This window comes from Telluria sp. LT2P80, assembly GCF_059685955.1.
In genome coordinates this window covers 12417-36840 of the sequence record NZ_JCASIO010000003.1, presented here as the reverse complement: position 1 = coordinate 36840, position 24424 = coordinate 12417, and the positions used below count along the sequence as shown (strand labels likewise).

At 64.6% G+C, this 24424-nt stretch carries 21 protein-coding genes and 1 tRNA gene; 7 read left to right on the top strand and 15 right to left on the bottom strand.

Annotation, left to right across the window (positions count from 1 at the left end; translation table 11 throughout):
• Positions 1-52: 52 nt before the first annotated feature.
• Entirely contained in the window at positions 53-1015 is a 963-nt protein-coding gene (locus AC56LW_RS09470; protein WP_499633762.1) for a LysR family transcriptional regulator, read from the top strand.
• Here the strand turns inward: AC56LW_RS09470 and AC56LW_RS09465 are convergent.
• Positions 993-1406 (bottom strand): Rrf2 family transcriptional regulator, encoded by a 414-nt coding sequence (locus AC56LW_RS09465; protein ID WP_332532082.1) that lies wholly within the window; start codon positions 1404-1406, stop codon positions 993-995. The genes AC56LW_RS09470 and AC56LW_RS09465 overlap by 23 nt on opposite strands.
• A gap of 180 nt (positions 1407-1586) precedes the next feature.
• On the opposite strand from AC56LW_RS09465, the gene AC56LW_RS09460 reads away from it, so the two are divergent.
• Positions 1587-1967 carry a translational machinery protein gene (locus AC56LW_RS09460; protein WP_332532083.1) on the top strand — a complete coding sequence of 127 codons (381 nt, stop codon included), beginning with the start codon at positions 1587-1589 and terminating at the stop codon, positions 1965-1967.
• A 130-nt stretch (positions 1968-2097) separates the two neighbouring features.
• On the opposite strand, the gene AC56LW_RS09455 is transcribed toward AC56LW_RS09460, so the two are convergent.
• Positions 2098-2556 carry a DUF2721 domain-containing protein gene (locus AC56LW_RS09455; RefSeq protein WP_499633760.1) on the bottom strand — a complete coding sequence of 153 codons (459 nt, stop codon included), beginning with the start codon at positions 2554-2556 and terminating at the stop codon, positions 2098-2100.
• A 176-nt stretch (positions 2557-2732) separates the two neighbouring features.
• Here AC56LW_RS09455 and AC56LW_RS09450 point away from each other — a divergent pair, with 176 nt between their 5' ends.
• From AC56LW_RS09450 to AC56LW_RS09435, 4 genes are read left to right on the top strand one after another with little or no spacing between them, the layout of a single operon-like run.
• Positions 2733-3758 (top strand): acyl-CoA dehydrogenase family protein, encoded by a 1026-nt coding sequence (locus AC56LW_RS09450; RefSeq protein WP_499633758.1) that lies wholly within the window; start codon positions 2733-2735, stop codon positions 3756-3758.
• Complete coding sequence (locus AC56LW_RS09445; protein ID WP_499633756.1) at positions 3746-4519, top strand: PIG-L deacetylase family protein; 774 nt, start codon at positions 3746-3748, stop codon at positions 4517-4519. Before AC56LW_RS09450 ends, AC56LW_RS09445 begins: the two co-directional genes overlap by 13 nt.
• A complete protein-coding gene (locus AC56LW_RS09440; RefSeq protein ID WP_499633754.1) occupies positions 4491-5126 on the top strand; it encodes a class I SAM-dependent DNA methyltransferase in 636 nt (211 codons plus the stop codon). Before AC56LW_RS09445 ends, AC56LW_RS09440 begins: the two co-directional genes overlap by 29 nt.
• Positions 5123-5836, top strand: coding sequence for a glycosyltransferase family 2 protein (locus AC56LW_RS09435; RefSeq protein WP_499633752.1), 714 nt, complete (start codon positions 5123-5125; stop codon positions 5834-5836). The genes AC56LW_RS09440 and AC56LW_RS09435 overlap by 4 nt, the downstream gene beginning before the upstream one ends.
• Before the next feature lie 35 nt (positions 5837-5871).
• Here AC56LW_RS09435 and AC56LW_RS09430 read toward each other — a convergent pair whose 3' ends face one another.
• The 3 genes from AC56LW_RS09430 to AC56LW_RS09420 form a co-directional block, all read right to left on the bottom strand.
• The gene (locus AC56LW_RS09430; protein WP_499633750.1) at positions 5872-7428 is read right to left on the bottom strand and encodes an alpha,alpha-trehalose-phosphate synthase (UDP-forming); all 1557 of its coding nucleotides are present in this window, start codon (positions 7426-7428) and stop codon (positions 5872-5874) included.
• Positions 7429-7523: 95 nt separating this feature from the next.
• The gene (cyoE, locus tag AC56LW_RS09425; protein ID WP_499633749.1) at positions 7524-8486 is read right to left on the bottom strand and encodes a heme o synthase; all 963 of its coding nucleotides are present in this window, start codon (positions 8484-8486) and stop codon (positions 7524-7526) included.
• A gap of 132 nt (positions 8487-8618) precedes the next feature.
• Positions 8619-9317: a hypothetical protein gene (locus tag AC56LW_RS09420; RefSeq protein ID WP_499633747.1), complete on the bottom strand. Its 699-nt coding sequence runs from the start codon at positions 9315-9317 to the stop codon at positions 8619-8621.
• Between the two features lie 306 nt (positions 9318-9623).
• On the opposite strand from AC56LW_RS09420, the gene AC56LW_RS09415 reads away from it, so the two are divergent.
• Positions 9624-12854, top strand: coding sequence for a di-heme oxidoredictase family protein (locus tag AC56LW_RS09415; RefSeq protein ID WP_499633745.1), 3231 nt, complete (start codon positions 9624-9626; stop codon positions 12852-12854).
• Positions 12855-13164: 310 nt separating this feature from the next.
• On the opposite strand, the gene AC56LW_RS09410 is transcribed toward AC56LW_RS09415, so the two are convergent.
• From AC56LW_RS09410 to AC56LW_RS09365, 10 genes are all read right to left on the bottom strand, one after another.
• Positions 13165-13551: a DsrE family protein gene (locus tag AC56LW_RS09410; protein ID WP_499633743.1), complete on the bottom strand. Its 387-nt coding sequence runs from the start codon at positions 13549-13551 to the stop codon at positions 13165-13167.
• Positions 13548-13994, bottom strand: a complete 447-nt coding sequence (locus AC56LW_RS09405) for a glycine cleavage system protein H (protein WP_499633741.1) — start codon at positions 13992-13994, stop codon at positions 13548-13550. The genes AC56LW_RS09410 and AC56LW_RS09405 overlap by 4 nt, the downstream gene beginning before the upstream one ends.
• 41 nt (positions 13995-14035) lie before the next feature.
• Positions 14036-14131, bottom strand: a tRNA-Sec gene (locus tag AC56LW_RS09400).
• A gap of 43 nt (positions 14132-14174) precedes the next feature.
• Positions 14175-16094, bottom strand: a complete 1920-nt coding sequence (gene selB, locus AC56LW_RS09395) for a selenocysteine-specific translation elongation factor (RefSeq protein ID WP_499633739.1) — start codon at positions 16092-16094, stop codon at positions 14175-14177.
• Positions 16091-17548, bottom strand: a complete 1458-nt coding sequence (selA, locus tag AC56LW_RS09390) for an L-seryl-tRNA(Sec) selenium transferase (RefSeq protein ID WP_499633737.1) — start codon at positions 17546-17548, stop codon at positions 16091-16093. The genes selB and selA overlap by 4 nt, the downstream gene beginning before the upstream one ends.
• Positions 17549-17550: 2 nt before the next feature.
• Positions 17551-18582, bottom strand: coding sequence for a formate dehydrogenase accessory protein FdhE (fdhE, locus tag AC56LW_RS09385; RefSeq protein ID WP_499633735.1), 1032 nt, complete (start codon positions 18580-18582; stop codon positions 17551-17553).
• Positions 18583-18727: 145 nt separating this feature from the next.
• Positions 18728-19357 (bottom strand): formate dehydrogenase subunit gamma, encoded by a 630-nt coding sequence (locus AC56LW_RS09380; RefSeq protein ID WP_332532100.1) that lies wholly within the window; start codon positions 19355-19357, stop codon positions 18728-18730.
• Positions 19358-19367: 10 nt separating this feature from the next.
• Positions 19368-20297: a formate dehydrogenase subunit beta gene (gene fdxH, locus AC56LW_RS09375; RefSeq protein WP_499633732.1), complete on the bottom strand. Its 930-nt coding sequence runs from the start codon at positions 20295-20297 to the stop codon at positions 19368-19370.
• Between the two features lie 3 nt (positions 20298-20300).
• Entirely contained in the window at positions 20301-23375 is a 3075-nt protein-coding gene (gene fdnG / locus AC56LW_RS09370; RefSeq protein WP_499633730.1) for a formate dehydrogenase-N subunit alpha, read from the bottom strand.
• 136 nt (positions 23376-23511) lie between these two features.
• Positions 23512-23940, bottom strand: coding sequence for a hypothetical protein (locus AC56LW_RS09365; RefSeq protein ID WP_499633728.1), 429 nt, complete (start codon positions 23938-23940; stop codon positions 23512-23514).
• Positions 23941-24424: the final 484 nt, after the last annotated feature.

The following is a 24424-nucleotide window of genomic DNA, read 5'->3' as shown; positions in this document are numbered from 1 at the left end:
GGCAGGAAGATGGTAAATTGGAACATCACTCATTCGATTCGAGAATATATCCATGGATACCCTTCGGGCCATGCGCACCTTTGTACGAACACTCGAGCTGGGCAGCTTGTCGGCGGCAGCACGCGATCTTGGGACCACGCAGCCGACGGTCAGCAAATTGCTGGCCCAGCTCGAGCAGCACTTGGCCGTACGGCTGTTCCAGCGCAGCACCAGGGGCTTGTCGCCGACCGAACAGGGGCGGCAGTTCTATCTCGATGCCAGACTGGTGCTCGACGGATTCGACGCTGCCGTCGGTACTGTCCGGGGCATGGCAGGGCAACTCTCGGGCCTCCTGCGCATCAATGCGCCGGTCGGCCTGGGGCAGCTGCAACTTAACGCAATCGTCGGGCGTTTTCTTGCGGCGCACCCGGCCGTGGAGATCGAACTGATACTGGACGACCGCTACATCGACATGGTCGCCGAAGGCGTCGATATCGCTTTCCGGCTGGGTGGACCGCTGCCGCCGGACGTCACCGGCCGCCACCTGGCCACGATCCCCCGCTTTCTGGCGGCCTCGCCCGCGTATCTGCAACAACGCGGCGTCCCACGGCAGCCGGCCGACCTGGACGGCCACGACTTCGTGCGCTTTGCGTGGACACCCGGCACTAACATTGAACTGCATCGCGGCGATCAAGCGATCCAGGTCCCGGTGCGCAGCCGGTACCGCGTCAATAACGCGCTGGCGATCCGTGAAGCCGTCGTGCATGGCAGCGGCATTGCCGTTTGTCCCGACTGGCTGATCCACGATCTGTTGGCGCGCGGTGCGCTGGTGCAGGTGCTGCCAGGCTGGGCCGCCGGCCACCAGGATTTGTACGTGCTGACGCCGTCTCGCCGCTTCCAGCCGCTGCGCGTGAAGACGTTCATCGACTTCACGGTGGAACAATTCCGGCAGCTGGGCGGGTTTCATGTAGCGGTGCCAGCGCCGGTGGCAAGCGATCAGACAAACGCCCTTTTCACGTCGCCGTATGCGAAATGAAGGCCGACAGGCGTACCTGCCCGAATTCACGCAGCAGTGTGCCAGCGGCCTGGGCCATGGCCACTTCGAGCGCCCCGTTGATAGCTTGCTCCTGCGGGCAGCCCGGATGATCGACATTCGCGCCGATTGCAAAGATCACGGGTTCTTCCAGCGCCTGATACACATCGAGCACCGTGATCGCGTCGGGATCGACCGCCAATACCCAGCCGCCATTGCGCCCTGACGTCGACGTCACATACCCTGCGGCGCGCAGTCCCCCCATCATCCGGCGCACGAGCACGGGATTGGTGTTGAGCATGACCGCAAGTTCCTCGGAACTCGTGGTGTTGGTGCGACCGTGAATATGGCTCAGGACGTGCAGCATGCGCGCTAGTCTGAAATCTGCTCTCATCGTTGTGATCCTCCTGACGCAATGATACCGAAACTTCAGGAGTATCGATATAATCGCCATTTGAATGCAATTCGTCGAGTTCCAGTTTAGCGCCCTGTCATTGGCCCTGCGTGTGGTAACGCACCCAGTCATCGGGGCACATGCGCTATCCTCGAATCACACTACATCACGAAAGCAACCATGTCCCTGAATAACGCTGTCGTCTGGCTCGACCACACCAAAGCCCAAGTCATCCACTTCGACAAGAATGCGTCGGAATCCGAATCGATGAAAACCCATTCGACCCACCCGCATCCGCACCAGAAGCACGGCGACAACCATGTCAACGGCGATGACAACACGCTGTTCTACAAGGACATCGCCGCTGCGCTGACCGATAGCGAGCAGATCCTGGTCGTGGGCCCAGCCGAAGAAAAAACCGCGTTCGTGAGCTACCTGACGAGCAAGATGCCGGCGATTGCCGACAAGATCAAGTCTGTCGAAACCGTGGATCATCCATCGGAAGGCCAGTTGCTGGCCTACGCACGCGAGCATTTCATCAGCAGCGGCGGCATGCAGTAATTCGCTGACAGTCTTTCAGCGCCAGCGCGCTGCCGACCCGCTTGCCGTCATGGCATAGCGGGTTTTTTTGACGCCTGCGCTTAAACCGCAACTTTAGCAGTATCAATTCGGGCGCCCTACTGCCTGACGGTCAGACCGCACGCCCCGCGCACATGGCCATCGCCATCAGCTGCTGCTCGCGCATCAGTCGGTACGACATCGAGACCTCGCGCATCAGGCAGATGAAGCTGGTCGTCAGGGCCAGCATCGCGCCGATGAAACTGGCAGCAATCAGATGGACGAGCGGCAGGCCGGTGGCGTCGCCGAGAAACAGCATTGCGATCACGAGACAGATCAGCAGGCCGCACAGCGTGCTGGCGGCAATGGCGATGTTGATCAGGTTGGAGCGGCGGTGCAGACCGCTCAGCGCAGCCACACACTCGGCGTCGACGCACTTGATGGCGCGCTCTTCCAGCAAGCGCATCTGATCGATGATGCGGCCAAGCCGGTTGGTCAGTACGATCAGCAGGATGCTGACACCAGCGAGCAGAAATACGGGCGCGATTGCCAACTGAATGACCTGACCGATATCGCCGAGCTGGAAGTTCATTGCAACGCTGTCCGTGAGAAGGAAGATGGCAGAAGTGTAGCAGCAACAGAATGCAAAGCACGCGTGTCGGATGGACGCCACGCCGACTGAATAGTGCATGACTGTGTGATATGGCGAACAGGCGAAATCGCCCCTCGCCTGCTAGGATCAGATCGTTGCCATAAAAACACATCGCCATGCAGAATCCTGTTTCAACCGTCCCTGCACTGACCACCCTGCGCAGCAGCTTGACCAGCCTTGCCGGCATGCCCCCGACCGAGGCGCTGGGCGAACTCGTGCGCGCTGGCCATGCACGCCTGCCATTGCCCGGCCACGGTGCGACGCTCGCCCGCTGGCAGGCGCTCGCCGCCGTTGGCGCGCATGACCTGCCCCTGGCGAAGGTGTTTGAAGGTCACACGGATGCGCTGGCCATCCTGCACGAAGCACAGGCGCACGCGCTGGCCGACACCCCGCAAGCTACCTGGGGCACCTGGTGTGCGGAACCACCCGATGCGCGCCTGGCTCTGCTGGCCGTCGATCACCGCCATGTTCTGCGCGGTCGCAAGGCCTGGTGCTCGGGGGCGCATGGCGTCACGCATGCGGTGGTCAGTTGCTGGGATGACGCTGGGGCCCCGATGCTGGCGGCAGTCGACCTGCGCCAGCGGGGCGTGCGTGTTACCGACGACGGCTGGAACGCGGTGGGCATGCGCGCCACGGTGAGCGTCGACGTCTGGTTCGATGATGCCGTGGCCACGCCACTGGCTGGTCCGGGCTTCTATGTTGAGCGGGCTGGTTTCTGGCACGGCGGCGCAGGCGTGGCCGCATGCTGGTTCGGCGCTGCCACGCGTCTGGCCGATGCGCTGCGTGAACGGCTGGCCGAGCGCAGCGATCCCCATCGCCTGGCACAACTTGGCGAGGTCTCGGTCGCACTGCAAGGCTGCGCCGCGCTGATCCGCGAGGCTGCGGCAGCCATCGACAGCGCACCGGACGCGAACGCCATGGGCACGGCGATGACAGTCCGCCTGAGTGTTGAAGCGACGGCCAACACGGTCTTGCATGCCGTTGGCCGCGCACTGGGCGCCGGTCCGCTGTGCAAGGATGCCGCGCTCGCACAACTGTATGCGGACCTGCCGGTCTTCATGCGCCAGAGCCATGCGGAGCGCGACCTGGAAGCCGTCGGCAAGCTCGTCACTGCGCTGGAGGATGCACCATGGACCTTGTGAATAGATCACGTCATATTGGGGGCACCGGCCCGGCAGCGGACGATTGGGCGCGCGATGCTGCGCTGGCCGCCGTTCCGCAGATTACGCTGGATGCGCTGATCCCGCCGGGCACGCGCGTCGTCGTGGTCGCGCCCCATCCCGATGACGAAATCCTGACCTGCGGCGCCTTGCTGCAACTGGTCGCCGCGCGGGGCGACGCACCGCTGATCGTGGCCGTCACCGATGGTGAAGCCAGCCATCCCGGCTCGCCTGCGTGGCCGCCCGAACGCCTGCGCCAGGCACGGACCGACGAAACCAATGCCGCCCTGGCCCACCTGGGCATCGACGCCAGCCGCGTGCTGCGCCTGCATATCCCGGACGGCGGCGTCACGGCGGCCGCGCCCAAACTCGAGCGCCAGCTGGCCGCAATCATCACGCCGGGCGATATCGTCATCACGACCTGGCGCTTCGACGGCCACCCGGACCACGAATCGACGGCGCTGGCCTGCAGTGCCATCGCGCACCAGTGCGGTGTCCGCGTGCTGCAGGCGCCGGTCTGGGGCTGGCACTGGAGTGCGCCGGGCGACGGCGCAATGCCCATGAACCAGGCGCGCAAATTGCCGGTCCCGGCTGACGTTCTGGCGCACAAGCGCGCCGCCCTCGGGTGCTTCCACAGCCAGATCGAGGGCGACGCCAGCAGCGGCGCAGCGCCCATCCTGCCCGCGTTTGCCATGGAACGCGTCCTGCATCCTTTTGAAATTTACTTCCCTGATCATGCGTGACGCCCAACCTCTGGCCCATTTCGAAACTCTCTACGCCGCATCCGACGATCCCTGGGACGTGCGCGGCGCCTGGTATGAACAGCGCAAACGCGCGATCCTGCTCGCCAGCCTGGGCAAGCCGCGTTACCGCAGCGCGTTCGAGCCTGGCTGCGGCAACGGTGAAATGAGCGTGGCGCTGGCCGAACGTTGCGACCGCCTGCTGGCGTGCGACGGCGCCACCAGTGCGCTGGACGCCGCACGGCGCCGCGTCCCCGACGCTGCCACGCGCGGCATCCACTTCGAGGCGCGCCGCCTGCCGGCCGACTGGCCACTGGACGACACCTTCGACCTGATCGTGCTTAGCGAACTGCTTTATTACTTCGACGAAGACGCGATCGCCTCGATGCTGGCGGGTGCTGCGGCCAACCTGGCGCCGGACGGTGAACTCGTGCTGTGCCACTACCTCCACGACTTCGACGACCGCATCACGCCGACGGCGACCGTGCACGATCTCGCCGATGCGCTGCCCGGCCTGCGCCGCTCGCTGCACCATCGCGACGAGGCGTTCGTGCTCGACGTCTGGCGCCCCGTGGCGCCGCTACAGGGAGTACAGGGAGAACGCGCATGATCGGCGTCGCCATCCCCGCCCATAACGAAGAAGCGTGCCTGGGCGCCTGCCTGCAGGCCGTCCTGCGGGCAGCGACGCATCCGCAACTGGCCGGCGAACCCGTCATCGTGTGCGTCGTGCTCGATGCCTGCGACGACGGCACAGGCGCTATCGTGCGCGAATGGCAGACGGCATTCGCGCTGGCCGGTTGCCGGCTCGACGCTTTGGAGATCTCCGCGCGCCAGGTGGGCAGCGCGCGTGCTGCCGGCGCGCTGCACCTGATTGCAGCAGAGGCGCGCTGGCTTGCGTTCACCGATGCCGACACGCGCGTCTCGCCGCAATGGCTGGCCGTGCAGGTCACGCTGGGCGCCGATGTCGTCTGTGGCTCGGTGGCGGTCGACGACTGGTCGCCCCATGCGGACAAGGCGCAACTGCTGCGCGAGCATTTCGCCCGCACCTACCACGACCGCGAAGATCACCGTCACATTCACGGGGCGAACCTGGGCGTGTGCGCACTGGCCTACCAGGCGGCCGGGGGTTTTGCGGCAGTGGCCTGCCATGAAGACGTGCTGCTGGTGCGGGCGCTGGAACTGTCGGGCGCCCGCTTCGCCTGGAGCGCGCTGCCGCGCGTGTTCACCAGCGCCAGGCTCGATGCCCGGGCACGCGGCGGCTTCGGCGACACCTTGCTGGCCGTGACGTGCGAGATGGAAGTGCCCCTGACGACGACTTGAGCGTCGTCGGGGACGGCAAGCGACGCCCCGCCAGATTACGTTACATGAACGTGGCTGCGAACCATCCTTCGCGCCGCAGCGATGCGCATCCCATCCACCAGCAGCTGCGCCGCCCAGCGGAACACCGTGTATTGACTGACGACGCCGCGCATCGCGCGCAGGCGCCGGGTCTGCTCATCCGGCGGCATGTCCAGCGCACGTTCAATGGCGCGCGCCATGCCCGCGATGTCGCGTGGGTCGACGATCAGCGCTTGGTGCAGTTCAGCGGCCGCGCCGGCCTGGCTGCTCAGCACCAGCGCGCCGCGCAGGTCGGTGCGGGCCGCCACGAATTCCTTCGCCACCAGATTCATCCCGTCATGCAGACTCGTGACCAGGCACACGTCGGCCGCGCGGTAGCACGCGGTCACGGTGGCTGCATCCGCGCTGTGCGCGTGCAGCACGACCGGCTGCCAGTTGTCCATGCCAAAGCGTGCGTTGATCCGCTGCGTGAGCGCACCCACGTCGCGCGTGATCGTTTGGTAGGCGGGCAGCGCCGAGCGGCATGGTGCGCCGATCTGCAGCAGCGTTACTTGCCCGCGCAAGTCGGGCCGCCGCTCCAGCAGCAGCTCGAACGCCTGCAGGCGCTCACTCAGGCCTTTCGTGTAATCCATGCGATCGACACCGACCAGCAGCCGTACGCCTGGCGCGATGCCGAACTGGCTGCCCACCGCGTCACGCACGCCAGGTGTGGCCACATCATTCCTCGCCGGCCACGCGATCGAGATCGGATAGGCGCCGGCGTGTGCCGCGCCGCGGCCTTGGGCCCCGGGAATGGCAGCACGCGCCAGGCTGAAGTTGGTCAGATCGGCCGGCGTTTGCAGGCCCATCACGGTGCTGGCCAGCAAGCCCGCCATCATCTGCTGCGCCCATGGGAACGTGGCCAGTAACTGCGGGGTGGGGAAAGGAATGTGCCAGAACAGGATGATGACGGCGTCCGGCAACCGCTCGCGCACCATGTGCGGCACCAGCGCCAGGTGGTAATCCTGCACCAGCACCACCGGCCGCTCGCTTGCGGCTTCGGCAATCACAGCGTCGGCAAAGCGGCGGTTGACGGCGACGTAATGCGACCAGTCGTCGAGGCGGAAGGTCGGCGCGACGCCCGTACGGTGGCACAACGGCCACAACGCCTCGTTGGCCAGGCCATCGTAGTAGCCGGCCACTTCGGCATCGCTGAGCCACAGGCGGCGCAGCCGGTACGGCGCATCGAGATGCTCGGGCAGGACATGGTCGTTGGCGTCGACCGTGGCACGGTCGGCCGTGCCGCTGCCATGGGCGATCCAGCAGCCGCCTTCTTTGGACAGCACGGCTTCGAGCGCCGTCACCAGGCCGCCGGCGGGCCGTTGGGCATTGACGCCGTCACCAGTCTGCGAATGCACGCACGGCGCGCGGTTGGAAACGACGATCAGGTCGTCGCCACAGCCAAGTTGTTCAATCAGGCGGGCCAGGTCGGCGCTGTCGCGCACGTCCTCGGGCAGCAAGGCTGTGGGGCGCGCGATCTTGCGGCGCTCGCCCGGAAAGGTTGGAAGGGGTAGAGGCGCCGGATTGCTGCGCATCCTCGTCGTGGGGGCGGAGTGGTATCGAGCTGTCATGGGAACAGCTTAAGATGTTAGCGTTCTCCGCTTCTGTTCGTTGACGAACCCAATGTGGCTCAAACCGCCATCAGCAAGGTCAGGTAATGGTCGGCCAGCAGCGCGCCGAACAGCAGCGCCAGATACACGATCGACCAGGCGAATGCCTTGCGCGCGATCGCGTCGCTGTAATGCTTGTGGACCAGCCAGCCATGCCGCAGGAACACGGCGTTCAGCGCGCACGCGCACGCCAGATAGAACAGCCCGCTCATGCCCACCGCCCATGGCAGCGCAGTCCCGACCGCCAGCGCCACGCTGTAGCGCCATACCTGCTGGCCCGTGTGGGCCATGCCGTGGGTGATCGGCAGCATCGGCAGGCCGGAGCGCGCGTAGTCGTCGCGCCGCGCCATCGCCAGCGCCCAGAAATGCGGCGGCGTCCACAGGAAGATAATCAGCACCAGCAACCATGCCTCGAGCGGTACGCCATTGGCCACCGCCGCCCAGCCGAGCGCCGGCGGCATGGCGCCCGCAAACCCGCCAATCACGATGTTCTGCGGCGTGGCCGGTTTCAGCAGCAAGGTATAGATGAAGGCGTAGCCGACAAACGTGGCCAGTGTCAGCCACATCGTCAGCGGATTGACCTGCGTGTACAACAAGGCCGCGCCGGCGCCGCCCAGCACCAGCGAAAACACGACCGTCTGGGCTGGCCCCAGGTCGCCGCGCGCGGTGGCCCGGCGCGCCGTGCGGGTCATCCGCGCATCGACCTGCGCTTCCAGCAGACAATTGACGGCGAAGGCGGCGCCGGCGAGCAGCCAGATGCCGGCAGCGCTGTAGAGCAACACGGACCAGGCGGGTGCGCCATCGGTGGCCAGCAGGCTGCCGATCACCGCGCAGAACACGGTCAGCAGCGTCACGCGCGGTTTGGTCAGCGCCCAGTACTGGCCGGCGCGCTGCGCCAGGCCACCAGCGGGCGGGGTGCCAGTAACGACATCGGGAATGGCCAGGGCGGCCGGCGGAATTTCGACAACTTTTGAATTCGACATGATCGGGCGACCGCTGCAGGCAGGTGGTCATTTCACAGAACCCATCATGCTAGAGGAAAACGGCGGCGCGACCAACGGGCAATTTGTCCTACTTGCCAAGCGAGCCACATGCGCGCCACCAGCAAAACCGGTTCAGCGCACCTCTTTTGCGCGAGCAGCGCGCGCATCGACGCCGTGCTCATGGCGTGGACCCAGGGCCGGCACCCGGTGTCGCAGGACAACCGCTTGCAGACTGCACAGCGCCACGTAGGCCAGCAGCTCGACCAGTTCTTCGAAGACCTGTGACCGTGACGCGATCAAATCGATATGGCATGACATATGCCCCTCGGCGCAGGTCGACCCCACGGCGGCGCCAAGCGCCACGAACAGCAGCAGCCAGGGCGCGCTGCGCACGAACGCCACGCGCACCACCTCGTCGATGCGGTAATGCCATGCGCTGTAGACAAGCCAGCCGATGAGCAACGCCGCGCCGGGCCAGACCAGCGGCTGGAACCACAGCGGCTCCGGTGGCAGCGCCCTGCCCGCCGCATCGAACCCGGGCACGGCGCGCCAGGCGCGGCCCCAGCTGAGCTCACGGCCCGCCAGCAGCAACCAGACGGGCGCGGCCCACAGCGCCAGCATCGCCGTGCGTTCCGGGCGACGCCGCATGAAGACGACCACTGCCAGCACGAAGCCACTCAGCAACACCAGCACCTGCAGGTTCTCCAGAACGCCGGCTTCACGGCCCCATGAAAGCGGCAGGAGCAGGCTCGCGGGGTAACAGGCCACAAGTGCTGCCAGCAGCGCCCACTGCGCCGGACGCGCCTTCGCCCATGAAAATAATCGCCCCATCGTCTCTCCGCTTACAAAAGTGTTGCCCAGTTGAACGGGCTAATTCGCAATTGTACGAATTGGCAGGTCGCGCACGATTGGTTTTTGGAGAAATGCGACGGGCCTAGACGGTATTTATTGGAGACGACAGGCGTGGAACTGTCACATCGGCGCAGATTCCTTGACACGTCTTCAACCGGTCGGTTACCTTATGGTCAATAATTGCTATAGAGCAATTATAACGATCCCGGTCGGCGTAGATGGTCGGGGCATGCGGAAAGTAGTGTTGAAGTTCGCCCATCGACGTTCATACGAAGGAGTTTCACCATGGATCAACTGCCTCGCGGGCAGTCGTCACGCCGCATCCGCATGCCCCGCGTGCCACTTGCACCCATCCTGCTGCTCCCGCTACTGCTGGCGGGTTGCGGCGGCGGCACGGCGGAGTCGCCTGTTGCCGTCATGCAGAACGCCAGCGCCAGCCTGTTCAGGACCGTGACCGGCGTGTCCGCCAGCACCGAGACCGCGCTGACTCCGGTCAAGGCCCAGGCCAGCTCGGCCGAGCGGCCTGATCTCGACGGCCCGGCGGCGATCGACCACGACAACACGACCCGCTGGGGCAGCCGCTTCACTGACGATGAATCGTTGACCCTCGACTACGGTGTGACACAGACGATCACCCGTGTGCGCATCGACTGGGAAGCCGCCCACGCGAGCGCCTATCTGTTGCAGGTGTCCGAAGACGGCGGCAGCTGGACCACGATCAAGAGCGTCACAGACAGTGTCGGGGGTACGGAGGATTTCACGGGACTGAATGGCCAGGGCCGCTACCTGCGCATGAAGGGCGTCAAGCGCGCCGGCCAGTATGGCTATTCGATCCTCGAACTCCAGGCGTTTGCCGGCACCCCGGCAGCACCGACGCCCAGCCCCAGCCAGCCGGCGCCGGAACTGCCCGTTGACCTGACCCGTCCCGGCGTCGCCATCAAGCCAGTCGCTGCGACGTCGTCGACGCCGGAGAACGGCGGCATGGCGGCCGGCATGGCCATCGACGGCAAGCCGGGTACGCGCTGGTCGAGCCGGCCCGAGGACGGCGCCTGGATCAATTTCGATTTCGGCGCGCCTGCCGCAATCGGCTACATGAAGCTGAACTGGGAACAATCGTACGGCAAGGTGTATACGGTGCTCACATCGAACGACGGCGTTGCATGGACGCAGTTGCGCCATGTCGGCACCGGTAAAGGTGGCGTCGAGGAATTCTTCAATCTGGGTTTTCGCGCCCGTTACCTGCGCCTGCAGGGTGTCGCGCGCGCGACGCAATACGGTTACTCGCTGTTTGAAGTCAAGTTCAAGACGCCGGGCAGCGACAACACGCTGCCCGATGCACCGACGTCGGCCGTGGCATTCCCGGCCAATGGCGCCGCCCTGAGCCCACTGCCGGGCACGGCCGAGCCGATCGAATCGCTGCAATTTACGCTGGCGGACGGCACGCTGGTGACGCGCTTCGGCGCCCGTGGCCTGGCGCGCCATGGCCGCGAGCGCGGCGAAGAGTGGAACGAGATCGGCTACGGCCCGAACGACACGATCGATCCGGCCAGCGGCCTGCCCGTTGACAAGGGCCCGGGCAACTACCTGACGTTCGTGCCGCAGTATCACAAGAACCGTACCTGGGGCGTCGAGATCATCGACAACAGCCGTGTTGCGGGCGTCACGCAACCGATGCTGGTCGTGAATCAGTACACGACGATCGACTTCCTCAAGGGCGGCGTCGCCTTCTTCCGCCAGTTTGACGAGCCGCATTCGACCGGCTACGGCTGGATGCGGCCCGGCGAACTGGTCAACAACGATATCCCGATCTGCAAGCCGACGCCCTATCCGCAGAATAACCGGCTGGCCAGCGCCAACGGCATCAATGGCGGCTGCACCTTGCTGGTCAAGGACTACCCGGGCCACAGCGAGCTCAATAGCGACGGCTTCAGGACCGGCCGCAGCGTGCCGGGCCGGCCGCTCGTCAAGGGCGACATCATCGAAGTCTCGCCATCGTACTTCACCACGCGCGAGGCACTGGGCGCGCTGGGTGACACGGGCGGCATCCGCTACTACTCGCAGGAATGGAGCTACGTCGTCGGCCAGGGCCTGCGCCCATGGTACGGCGTGCAGCCGCGCCTGAACTCGGTGCCGCTGCCGGACGACGTACTGTCGGGCGGCCTGGGCTCGGTGTCGTACAACTACAGCGACAATGGCCTGTTCATGTTCCAGCAGCCGCACAACAACGTCGGCATGCGGAACATGCAGCGCTTCGTCGAAGGCCGGCGCCTGCTGCACACCAACTTCACCACCGGTGAGCACAATGAACCAGGCAACGACCGCTACGCTGCGGCAGTGGGTCTGCAGGGCGGCCGCTTCAACCAGTCGGCTTGTATCGCCTGCCACGTCGGCAATGGCCGCAGCCCGGCTCCGGCGGCGATCAACCAGCGCCTCGATGGCATGGCAGTGCGCGTGGCGCGCGTTGGTCCGCAGGGCCAGCAACTGCCGCATCCGACCTATGGCACCACGGTGCAGATGAATGCGGTCTCCGGCAACGGCACCCCGCAGAACTGGGGCACCGGCGTGCGCGTGACCGGCTTCGACACCCGCGTGGTCCAGCTGGCGGACGGCACGAACGTCGAACTGCGCAAGCCCAAAATCGCATTCGATGGCCCGGTGCCGGAGACCGTCTCGCTGCGTGCGGCCCAGCCGATGATCGGCACCGGTCTGCTCGAGGCGATTCCCGAAGCCGACATCCTGGCGCGGGTGCGCTCGAGCCCGGACGGCGACGGCGTGCGCGGTACGGCCAACTTCGTGTTCGATCCCGAAACCGGCGCCGTGCGCCTGGGCCGCTTCGGCTGGAAAGCGTCGAAGGCCACGCTACGCCACCAGGCCGCGTCGGCGCTGCTGGCCGACATGGCGGTGACGTCGCCCGTCTACCCTAGCCTGTCTTGCGACGCCAACCCGGCCGCATGCGCCACGGCGCCCCGCCAGCGCGGAATCTCGGACGCGGAGCTGCAGTCGATCTCGAACTACCTGGCGCTGCTGGCCGTACCGGCCCAGCGCAGCCTGGCCAGCGGGTTCCCGAAAGGCGTCGCGCCACTTGACGAGCACCGGGTCGACACACGCCAGGTTGCCACGGGCCAGAAGCTGTTCGAAACGATGCGCTGCGTGGCCTGCCACACGGCGTCGATGAAGACCGGGGCAAAGCACCAGTTCGCGGAGCTGCGCGACCAGACCATCCGGCCGTACACCGACCTGCTGCTGCACGATATGGGGCCGGGGCTGGCAGACAACTACGTCGAGGGCCAGGCCACCGGCAGCATGTGGCGCACCGCGCCGCTGTGGGGCATCGGTTACAGCGACAAGGTGATGGGCAAGGATGGCAAGGTCGGCTACCTGCATGACGGCCGCGCACGCACCCTGAGCGAAGCGATCCTGTGGCACGACGGCGAAGCCGCCGCCGCACGCAAGCGCTTCGAGAAACTGGCGACGGTGGAACGCGAGGCGTTGCTGGCGTTCCTGCGCTCGTTGTAACGTTCGTGCCAGTCTGACGGAAGCGCCGGGTTCGTAGCCCGGCGCTTTTTTTTTGGCTGGCGTATTCTGCACTCCGAAAGCCGGGGTCAGGTCTGACATTCGGACACGAACTCGACAGCCAGATCGAAAGCCGGGGTCAGGTCTGACATTCGGACACGAACTCGACAGCCAGATAGTCGAAACGAGCTGACTCCGGGCTATGCTAAGGCTGGTCGATACACGATTGGACGTGGCTCAGGCTGAGGCCGTGTCCGAATGTCAGACCTGACCCCGGCTGTGTTATCTGAGCGAGAATTCTGGACGCGTAGGCTTAAAACACCAGCATGCGCCAACCGGGCGCGCTGCCCTGCTCGACGAACGTCACCATGCCCTCGACACCAGCGCATTGTGGCACCAGGGCAGCGAGGTCCGCGCCAAGTGCGCTGAGCGCCTGGCTGCAGGCGCGGATCTCAACGCCCAGCTCAACCGTCGCATCCAGGTGCCGCGCAACCGTCCAGCGGTCAGCACCGAAGCCGGTCAGACGTGCGCTATGTTCGCGCAGCAGCCACGCGACCGACTGGTTCGTGAACAACATCTTGACGGGCATGTCGAGCGCCGCTGCGGCCTGCGCCGTCATGAACGGCGTCGTCAACGCTTCGGGCCGGGTCAGGTCGCACGACCAGACCATGATCGCCAGACCCGCCTGGGCTGGATTCACGGCTTGATCCAGTCATCGACCGGCTCGAGCCGCATGCGCCGCTCGGCCTGCTCAACGAGGTCGGCGCCATGCGCCAGCTGCGCGCGGTCGCGTTCCCAGTTGGTGGCCTGGATCACGGAAATCCAGCCGGCACCGTACGGGTCCTGATGGATCAGTTCGGGCGTTTCCTCGAGCGCCGTGTTGATCTCGACGATCGTCCCGGAGACTGGCGTCTTGATCGTCACGACCGTCTTGCTCAGCTCAACGACACCCACCGTCTTGCCCTGCTCGACCTCGTTCCCCACCGGCTTGGGCCGGCACATATAGAAATGGTTGCCGCTGATCTGGACACCGAACGCGCTCACGCCCACCTGCATGCGGCCGTCACCCACCGGGCGGCACCACATATCGTTGTCGAGGTCGAAATAGCAGTCGTCCGGATAGTCGAAGCCGAGGATGATCATAGGAGTGTGAAGAACAGGAACAGCAACAGCAACAGAAAGGATGGCGGAAGGATGCGGGAGTCGAACCCACCCGGCGACGCATGGCGCCACCAACTGGGTTTGAAGCCCAGCCGCCCCACCAGGGACGATTTCCTTCCGTTGAGCCGGGATTTTACCTTGTACTGGAAAATTGCGTCAGGGTCACAGCGTTTTCTCTGAAAACAGCAACGTTCCCGGCCGCAGCAGATGCGCGTCGCCCACGCGGCGCAGCAATCCGATGCGATCGAAGAACTCCAGGATCTGGATCGCGCGCTTGCGCCCCAGGCCCGTCAGGTCGCGAAAACGCGCGGCCGTAACCTGGCCACCGGCTTCTTCCGCAGCGAGCTTGCGCGCCAGCGCCGCCAGTTCGTGCATCACGGCCGGGTGATAGAACAAATCCTTGACCACCTGGTACACGTCGCCCCCGCGCGCCATGCGGCCCAGCACCTGGCGGACCTGCGCTTCGGGCAACCGTGCCTGCAACGCGATATCGCGCACCCATGGCGGATCGAAGCGCCCTTCGCGCAGCATCGGCAGCGCGTGCTCGGCCACGATCTGTTCGGCCGCGCGCAAGGCCACGCCGTGCTCCGGCAAATGCAGGAAGCCATTCCGGCGCGCGAGCACGCCGGCCTCGATCATGTGGCTTGTGAGCTGCAGCCAAAGGGCCTCGGGCATGCGCGGCGCGGCCAGACGGCGCGCGCGCTGTACGTCGGGGCCGATTTCATCGGGATACTTGTCGTGGAAATCGCGCAAGGCCGCCAGCAGGCCGGCCTGCGCTTCATTCAGGCGCGCGCGGGCGATCAGCCACTCGCCGCCAGCGCCCACGACGATGTCGGGCACGCTTGCCAGATCGAACGGCCAGCGCGCCAGGCCACTGCTGCGCAGCCAGGTGGCGCCATTGACGCCGTACTGCGCCTGCGCCAGCGCGCCCTGCAGGCGGGTCAGCGGATCAATCGCGCGCTGGGTATCCAGATACGCGAGGCGCTCGGGCGTCTGCCGGTAACGGATCGGGCCCAGTGGATCGAGCACCTGGCCACCGGCCACCGTGCGCACCGCCGACGCGTCGCGCAGGATGAAACGGTCGCCATGCCAGACGTTGGCCGGCTTGTGCAGCACCAGCTGGGCCGGCGCGCCGGCACCCGGGGCGATGGACGGCTGGCCCAGCACGGCCACCGTCGCCAGGCAATCCTGGGTGGCCGCGTGCAGATGCACGAGCGTACCCGAGCGCAGCGCCTTGTCTTCGGTGGCGGCGACCTGCAGCCAGACATCGATCCGCTGCGTGGTGAGCGCAATGGCCGGATCGCACAGCACCTGGCCACGCAGTTCATCCGTGCGTTCCAGGCCCGCCAGGCCAACGGCGCAGCGCTGGCCCGCCTGGGCAGCCTGCGCCGCGCGGCTGTGTACCTGCAGGCTGCGCACGCGGTAGGTGTCGTCCGGCGAGCCCGCCAGCGACAACGCGTCGCCGATCGTCACGCCGCCCGCCGAGACACTGCCGGCGACCACGGTGCCGACGCCATCCAGCGTGAAGGCACGGTCCAGGCCCATGCGGAAACCCGCGCCCTCCACGCCGTCGCCTGGCGCGTGCGCCAGCGCGTCGACCAGATCCGCGCGCAAGTTGTCGATACCGTCACCGCGCACGCTCGAAACGTGCAGCACCGGATACGCATCCAGCCCGCTGCTGGCCAGCAGTGCACGTACACGGGCTTCGGTCTCGGCGACGCGCGCCGGGTCCACGCGGTCGATCTTGGTGATCACGGCCGCGCCACGGCGAACGCCCAGCAGCGACAGGATCGTCGCGTGCTCGATCGTCTGCGGCATCGGGCCGTCGTCCGCTGCGATGAGCAGCAAGCCGAAGTCGATGCCGCTGGCGCCGGCCACCATCGTGCGCACCAGTTTTTCGTGGCCCGGCACGTCGACAAAACCGATGCGGCGACCGTCTTCCAGCAGCATCCAGGCGTAACCGAGTTCGATGGTGATGCCGCGCCGTTTTTCTTCCGGCAGCCGGTCGGCGTCGATGCCCGTCAGCGCACGCACCAGCGCGGTCTTGCCGTGGTCGATGTGGCCTGCAGTGCCGACAATCATGGGGCTTCTCCGATGATGGCCAGGCGCAGGCCGGCCAGTTGATTGATGACCTCGCCCGGATCGTCGACGCAGCGGCAATCGAGCAGCACCCGGTCGTCGGCAATGCGGCCGATGATAGGCGCCGGCAAGCCGCGCAGCGCGTCCGACAGCGCGTCGAGCGCGGTGCCCATGCCACGTTTGCCGGACAAGACCGGCGCGATCGCCAGCCCGCACGATGGCAGACGGTCGATCGGCAGCGAGCCCGAGCCGATCTGGCTCAGCATCGGTTCGAGCGTGACCGTATAGCGCGGCGCCAGCGCAGCGCGCAGCGGCTCCAGGATCGCGTTTGCGGCCACCGCCACCTGCTCCTGCGTGCGGGTCAGCCAGCGCAGCGTCGGCAATTCGCGCACGAGGAGTTCGGGTTGCAGGTACAGCTGCAAGGTCGCTTCCAGCGCCGCCAGCGGCAGCTTGGAGAGCCGCAGCGCGCGCTTCATCGGAAACTTGCGGATGCGCCCGATGTGTTCGCGCGTGCCGACGATCAGGCCCGCCTGCGGGCCGCCCAGCAATTTGTCGCCCGAGAACATGACCACGTCGCAGCCATCCGCCAGCATCTGCTGCGGCGTCGGTTCCTGCGGCAAGCCGTACTTGCCCATGTCGATCAGCGAGCCGCTGCCCAGGTCCGACACCAGCGCCACGCCGCGGGCGCGGGCCAATGGCGCCAGTTCGGCTTCAGTCACCGCACTGGTAAAGCCCTGCACCATGTAGTTGCTGGTGTGGACCTTGATCAGCATCGCCGTGCGCTCGGTGATCGCGCGTTCGTAGTCCGCCAGGTGCGTGCGGTTGGTGGTGCCCACTTCGACCATGCGCGCGCCGGCGCTGTCCATCACGTCCGGCATGCGGAACGCGCCACCGATTTCCACCAGTTCGCCGCGCGAGATGATCGCTTCGCGCCCGCCGCTCAGCGCGGCCAGCGACAGCAATACCGCCGCAGCGTTGTTGTTGACGACCGTCGCCGCTTCGGCGCCGGTGATTTCGCACAGCAAGCCTTCGACGATGCTGTCGCGATCGCCCCGTGAGCCGCTGTCGAGGTTGTATTCGAGATTGTTCGGGCCGGCCATCATGGCCGTCAGGTGGCGGATCGCCACGTCCGGCAGCACGGAGCGGCCCAGATTGGTATGGATGACCGTACCGGTCAGGTTGATCACGCGGCGCATGCGCGGCGCAATGCGCGCAGCGATGCGCTCGGCCAGCGCCCCGCCCAGTGCATCGGGCGTTACTGCGCTTGCCGCAAGCACGCCGGACAGCGCCTGTGCGCGCAGGTCGTCGACCAGTGCGCGTGCCTGCCCGGCGACCAGCGTGTGGCCGTGGGCAGACAGCTGCGCCTGCACTGATGGCAAGCGCAGCAGTTTATCGATCGAAGGCAACTCCTTGACTGTCGCCTTCGAGCCGTGGACCACGGACTCGTTGAGCGACATGATCAATTACTCCGGTTCGATGGTGGTGCGATGGCCGGTTCGCCCGGTGCTTCCTCGCCGCCCGACAGCAGCAGCAGGTTCACGCCATGCGCCTCGTAGCCCGCTTCGGACACCAGGATGTCCAGCGTCAGCGACGCCAGGTCGTCCGCCACCGGATCGACATTGAGCTCACGCTCCATGCGCACGATCTTGATGTAGTGATGGCACTCGTCGCACGTTTCGGCTTGCACCGACGCCTGCGACGCATCCTGCACCGCGCCATCCGTGGCCAGCGCTTCGAGTGAATGGTAGTGGATGCCCTTGGTGCTTTCGCAGTGGCTGCACTTGACCCGCACCATGTGCCACTGCGCGGAGCACAGCGAGCAGTGCAGATAGCGGAAGTTGCTGCCGGTCTGGTCAACGCGCGTGATCGACGACGTTGGCAGGCTGCCGCAGCACGGGCAGGTCGTCATGTCGAGCGTGCGGCCGTACGGCTGCTGGCGCGCGGCGCCATACGCTTCCTGGATCGCCAGGACCATATTCGTCCAGTACACCTGCAGACCGGCCGCTACCAGCGGTGCGGCGCTCATGTCCAGGCCCGCCGCGCCCTGCAGCAGCAGTTCGGCCTGGCCTTCGAGATGGTCGTCACCGGCGGCCAGCAAGGCCTGCACGGCGGCTTGCGCCGGGCTGCCCGCCAGACGCGGGACCAGCAGCTCCAGCATGCGGCGCATTGCGCTACGCCAGACCGGATCGCGCGGCCACAGCGGCGCCGGCACTGGTGCCTGGGCGGCGCGCGCGGCGGCGGCCAGGTCGTCCAGCGTCGGCAGCGTGACGGTCGGGTAATCCTGCAACACGTCGTGCTGCACGGCGGCCAGTTCGGCGGCAAACAGCAAGAAGTCATGCATCGCGTGCCCCGGCGCCAGCTGGCGCAGACGGGTGGCACGGGCGGAGAACAACTCGCGGCGCACCGGGAGTTGGATATACGGCATTTGCTCGCCAGCCCGGACAGCGATTTCTTCGGGGCTGAGCAGCTTTGAGGCTTTGGTAATGCTCATGGAAAGGATGCTTCCTATTCGGTTCTTGCGATGGTCAATCCGATCGGCCGGGGCCCATTTACTGCCCCCGTTAGTGGAAAGACCGTCGTTCCCGCGGTGGCGGAAACGACGGTCTCGACAGCCAGCTTAGCCGAACAATACTACGTTAGCGCTTGTTGCGCTTGGCGTCCTCTGCCACTTCCTTGTACCACAGCGGGTGGTGCGCCTTGGCCCAGTCCTCGTGCACCGTGCCACGGGTCATGGCGCGGAACGAGCCCTTGACCCAGATGGCGGCGTACACGTGCATGATCACGCTCAGCACCAGTGCCAGGGCCGCAGCCGCGTGCACCAGCATCGCGAAACGACGCAGCGGAATCGGGAAGAAGTCCGCGAACCATGGTTGCCAGAACATGAAGCCGGTGATCAACAGCAGCACCAGGCTCACGGCAAAGATCCAGAACACGGCTTTCTGGCCCGCATTGTACTTGTGTACAGGCGGCATCGCGTGCTCGTTACCCTTGAGGAGTTCCGGCGCCTTCTTGACCCAGGCCGTATCGGTCTTGGTCCAAAAGTTGTCACGTACCACGGCAAAGAACAGGAACACGAAACCCAGCACCATCAGCAAGCCGAAGAATGGATGCAGGATACGCGTCCACTGTCCACCACCAAACAGCGTGGAGAAGAAGTACATCGACGGATGGAACAGGGCAAGGCCAGTCAATCCGGCGCAGATGAACAACAGGGCCACGGCCCAGTGGTTCATGCGCGTCATGTCGCGATAGCGAGTGATAAACATGGTCTTCTCCTTATACCCGTTCGTCGTCGCGCTGGTCGGGACCAGGCGTCGGCTGAACATCGGGTTCGTCGTGGTGCGTCTCGATCGGGCCGACCTTCATGTAGTGGAAAAAGCCGGCCACAGCAGCACCGACCATCGCAGCCACACCCAGCGGCTTGGCGATACCCTTCCACAGCGCCACGGTCGGGCTGATGGTCGGATTCTCGGGCAGACCGGCATACAGGTTCGGCTTGTCCGCGTGCTGCAGCACGTACATCACGTGCGTGCCGCCCACACCAGCCGGGTTGTACAAACCGGCGTTCTTGTAACCACGTTCCTTCAGGTCGACCACGCGGTCACCCGCGTATTCGATCATGTCTTCCTTGGTGCCAAAACGGATGGCGCCAGTCGGACAGATCTTCACGCAGGCCGGTTCCATGTTCACTGCCACGCGGTCGGCGCACAGTGAGCATTTATAGGCCTTCGAGTCCACCTTGCTGATGCGTGGCACGTCGAACGGGCAACCGGCGACGCAATAGCCGCAACCGATGCAGTTCTCGCTGATGAAATCAACGATACCGTTCGTGTACTTGACGATCGCGCCCGGGGCCGGGCAGGCCTTCAGGCAGCCTGGCTCGTCGCAGTGCATGCAGCCGTCCTTGCGGATCAGCCACTCCAGACGATCGCCCTCTTCCTCGGACTTGGTCACGACTTCCGAGAACTTCATGACGGTCCACGACTGTGGCGTCAGGTCGATCGGGTTGTCGTAGGTACCGTGGTTTTCGCCGATTTCATCGCGCAGATCGTTCCACTGCATGCACGCCACCTGGCATGCCTTGCAGCCGATGCAGCTGGACACGTCGATCAGCTTGGCCACTTCGGGCTTGTGCGTACGGGCCACCGGAGACTGCGTGGTGGTCGCCGAACGCGCCGCAATATCGAGAGATTGTAATGAAGACATTGTTTAGACCCTTTCGATATTGACCAGGAACGACTTGTATTCCGGGGTCTGGGTATTCGCATCGCCCACGAATGGGGTCAGCGTATTGACCAGGAAGCCCGGCTTGGTCACACCGACAAAGCCCCAGTGGTTCGGCAGACCCACTGTATCGACCTTCATGCCATCGCAATCGAGTTGCGGAATGCGCTTGGTCACCAGGCACTTGGCCTTGATGAAGCCCCGCATCGACGACACCTTGACCATATCGCCATTCGTGATGCCCTTGGCCTTGGCCAGCGCTTCACCGATTTCCACGAACTGCTGTGGCTGGATAATCGCGTTGGAGACAACGTTCTTGGTCCAGTAGTGAAAGTGCTCGGTCAAGCGGTAGCTGGTCGCGACGTACGGGAAGTCCTTGGCCGTACCGAACGCTTCCATGTCGCCCTTGAACACGCGGGCCGCCGGATTGGCGCGGGCAAGCGGGTTTTTCGGGTGCATCGGATTGACCGGGAACGGCGACTCGAACGGCTCGTAGTGCTCCGGCAGCGGACCTTCGGCCATGCCGGTCGGAGCAAACAGACGCGCCACGCCTTCGGACGTCATGATGAACGGTTGCGTACGGTTTTCTTCGGCCGGATCGGCGTCAGGACGGATGTCCGGAATATCCGAACCACTCCACGCCGTACCGTTCCACGAGATCAGGTTCAGCGCAGGGTTCCACGGCTTGCCCGTCTTCGGATCGGCCGAGGCGCCGTTGTACAACACACGGCGGTTCGCCGGCCAGGCCCAGGCCCAACCCAGCGTCTGGCCGATGTTGTACGGGTCAGCGTTGTCGCGACGCGCCATCTGGTTACCGGCCTGCGTCCAGGCGCCGGCATAGATCCAGCAACCGCTGGCCGTGCTGCCATCGTCGCGCAGCACGCCGAAGCCCGGCACCTGCTCGCCTGCCTTCAGGATCAGCTTGGTCGGATCTTTTGCGTCATAGATATCGGCCAGCGCCTTGCCGTTGAACTCCTTGGCCAGCTCTTCGGGAGACGGGCTGTGCGGAATCTTGTACGGCCATGACAGCTTGGTGATCGGATCCGAGAATGCACCGCCATCTTTCAGATAGAGGTTCTTCATGCGCGAGAACAGGTCGGCGATGATCTCGATGTCCGGCTTGCACTCGTACGGCGCTTCGGCGCCCTTCCAGTGCCACTGCAGCCAGCGGCTCGAGTTCGACAGCGAACCGTCTTCCTCGGCGAAGCACGTGGTCGGCAGGCGGAACACGGTCGTCTGGATCTTGCTTGGATCGACGTCGTTCGACTCGCCGAAGTTCTTCCAGAACTCGGACGTTTCGGTGTTCAGCGGATCCATCGTCACCAGGAACTTCAGCTTCGACAGACCGGCGATGATCTTCTTCTTGTTCGGGAACGATCCGACCGGGTTGAAACCCTGGCAGATGTAACCGTTCAATTTACCTTGACCCATCAGCTCAAACGCCTGCAGCACGTCGTACAGCTTGTCGATTTTCGGCAAGTAGTCGAAGGCCCAGTTGTTCTCTTTGGTCGCGGCATCGCCCCACCAGGCTTTTTGCAGGCTGACGAAGAACTTGGGATAGTTCTGCCAGTAGCTCATCTGGTTTGGACGCAGAGGCTTCAGTGCGCGCGGCTTGTAGTAGGTCTCGAGGTCCTGCTCTTTATCCGTTGCCAGCGACAGATAGCCTGGCAGCGAGTTCGACAGCAGACCCAGGTCGGTCAGACCCTGGATGTTCGAGTGACCGCGCAGTGCATTCAGGCCACCGCCGGCGATACCGACGTTACCCAGCAGCAGCTGCATGATCGCGCCAGTACGGATGATCTGGCTACCCTGGCTGTGCTGGGTCCAGCCCAGTGCGTACAGGATCGTCATCGCACGGCCCGGCTGGGCAGTCGACGCGATGTATTCGCAGACCTTCAGGAATTGCTTGACCGGGGTACCGGTGATCTTGCTGACCTGCTCAGGGGTGTAGCGCGAATAGTGGCGCTTCATCACTTGCAGCACGCAGCGCGGGTGTTCCATGGTCGGATCGACCTTGGCGTAACCGTCATCACCCATTTCGTAGCCCCAGCTTTCATTGCTGTAGCGACGCTTGGCTTCGTCGTAGCCCGAGAACAGGCCATCCTGGAAGTCAAAGCCTTCGTTCACGATGAACGGGGCGTTGGTGTAGCTCCGGACGTATTCGGTCTGGATCTTGTTGTTGGTCAGCAGATAGTTCAGGACGCCGCCCAGGAAGGCGATGTCCGAGCCAGCGCGGATCGGTGCGTAATAGTCGCTCATGGCGGCCGAACGCGTAAAGCGCGGGTCGACCACGACCAGCTTGGCTTTATTGTGATGCTTTGCTTCAATAACCCATTTAAAACCGCATGGGTGTGCTTCAGCGGCATTGCCGCCCATGATCAGTACAACATCGGCATTCTTGATGTCAACCCAATGGTTGGTCATCGCTCCTCGTCCGAACGTCGGGGCCAGACCGGCCACCGTAGGTCCGTGTCAAACGCGAGCCTGGTTATCGAATACGAGCATGCCCATCGAACGCATCGCTTTGTGCGTGATGTAGCCCGTTTCGTTGCTCGACGCGGACGCGCACAGCATACCCGTGCTCGTCCAGCGATTGACCAGCTGGCCTTCGGCGTTGGTCGGAATGAAGTTCGCATCGCGGTCAGCCTTCATCAGGCCGGCCAGGCGCGTCATCGCCTCATCCCACGAAACGCGTTTCCATTCGTTGGTGCCAGGTTCACGGATTTCCGGGAACTTGAGACGGTTCGGCGAATGGACGAAGTCGAGCAAGCCGGCGCCTTTCGGGCACAGCGTACCGCGATTGACCGGGTGATCCGGGTCGCCTTCAATGTGGATGATGTCCGAGGTGACGTTCTTTGCGCCGTCGCCCAGACTGTACATCAGCAGGCCGCAGCCCACCGAGCAGTACGGACACGTGTTGCGCGTCTCCTTGGCTTTCGCCAATTTATAGTGCCGCGTCTCTGCCATCGCCGGCAACGGCGAGAAGCCGAGCGCGACGATGGTGGAGGCGGCGAGTCCCGCACCGCTTGCGCGGAGGAACTGCCTTCTGTTCATGCCCATCTAGATTCTCCTGCTAGTAATGGATTGCGCACATCAGAATGGGGTCAGCCAGGGTCGTCGCCCTGGCTTTGTTTCCATCCTGACCGTTACCGACGCCACCATGCGCCGGTGTGCGCGCCGTTGGACTCGCCGGCAATTATTTTGCCGGCGGCGTCGCTGCCTGCGTGGTGGCGCCATCGCCACCCGTTGGTTCTGAAGCACCGCTGTCGCGGGGTTTGTTCGATTCTGCATCCTGACCGGCAACCATGCCGCCGATCGCGGTACCGCCTTCGGCAGGACCGGTTTCAGCCACTGCCGCAGGGGCGGTGGCCGATTCGGATTTCAGGCCTGCGTGCGGGTCAATGGCAGCGCCATTCGGACCAGCCACATCAGGCGTCTGCACCGGCGCGGTCGCTTCCTTCTTCTGGCACGCGGCCAGGGCGAATACGGCGGTCGCCACGATGGCTGCGTTGCGCAGGGTAAGCGCTGTTTGTTTGATATAGATCATTGCAATATCCATTGACTTAGAGACACAACTGAAAATATAGCGGAAATGCGGAACTACTTGAATAAGTATTTTACGCATAGCCGTTCGTAAAGGGTGATTTTCCGTGAGTTTTGACCCGCTTATATGACAAATTTTTTCGTCAACGGCGCATGTAAAGGCTGTCTGGCCGCCAAATTGACGGATTTATCGACTTCCTGACTGTTTCGTGCCCGCTTTCCGGCGGGTCGCAACCATAGGGCAAGGCTAGTGTAGCCTGCCTTCGCGCGCGTTGCAGACACACGTCAAATTTCAGATTTTCACAGCACAAATCGCTGTCATCCACGGTGTCACTAGGCGTGTATTTTCTGGCTGGCGCCCTACCCTATTCACATCAAACGACGCGACCGCGTCAAGTGCTATGTAGCAAAAATGGTATTTACCAACAGGCCTTAACAAAAAATGGTTGCGCATAACATTTAGTGTTATATTATTTTACAGCTTGCATGGACGCCGCCCCTACGCCCCTGACGAGCAAGGTATTTCCAGCAGAGAGTCCCGGCAGATGGGCTCTTCACAACAAAGA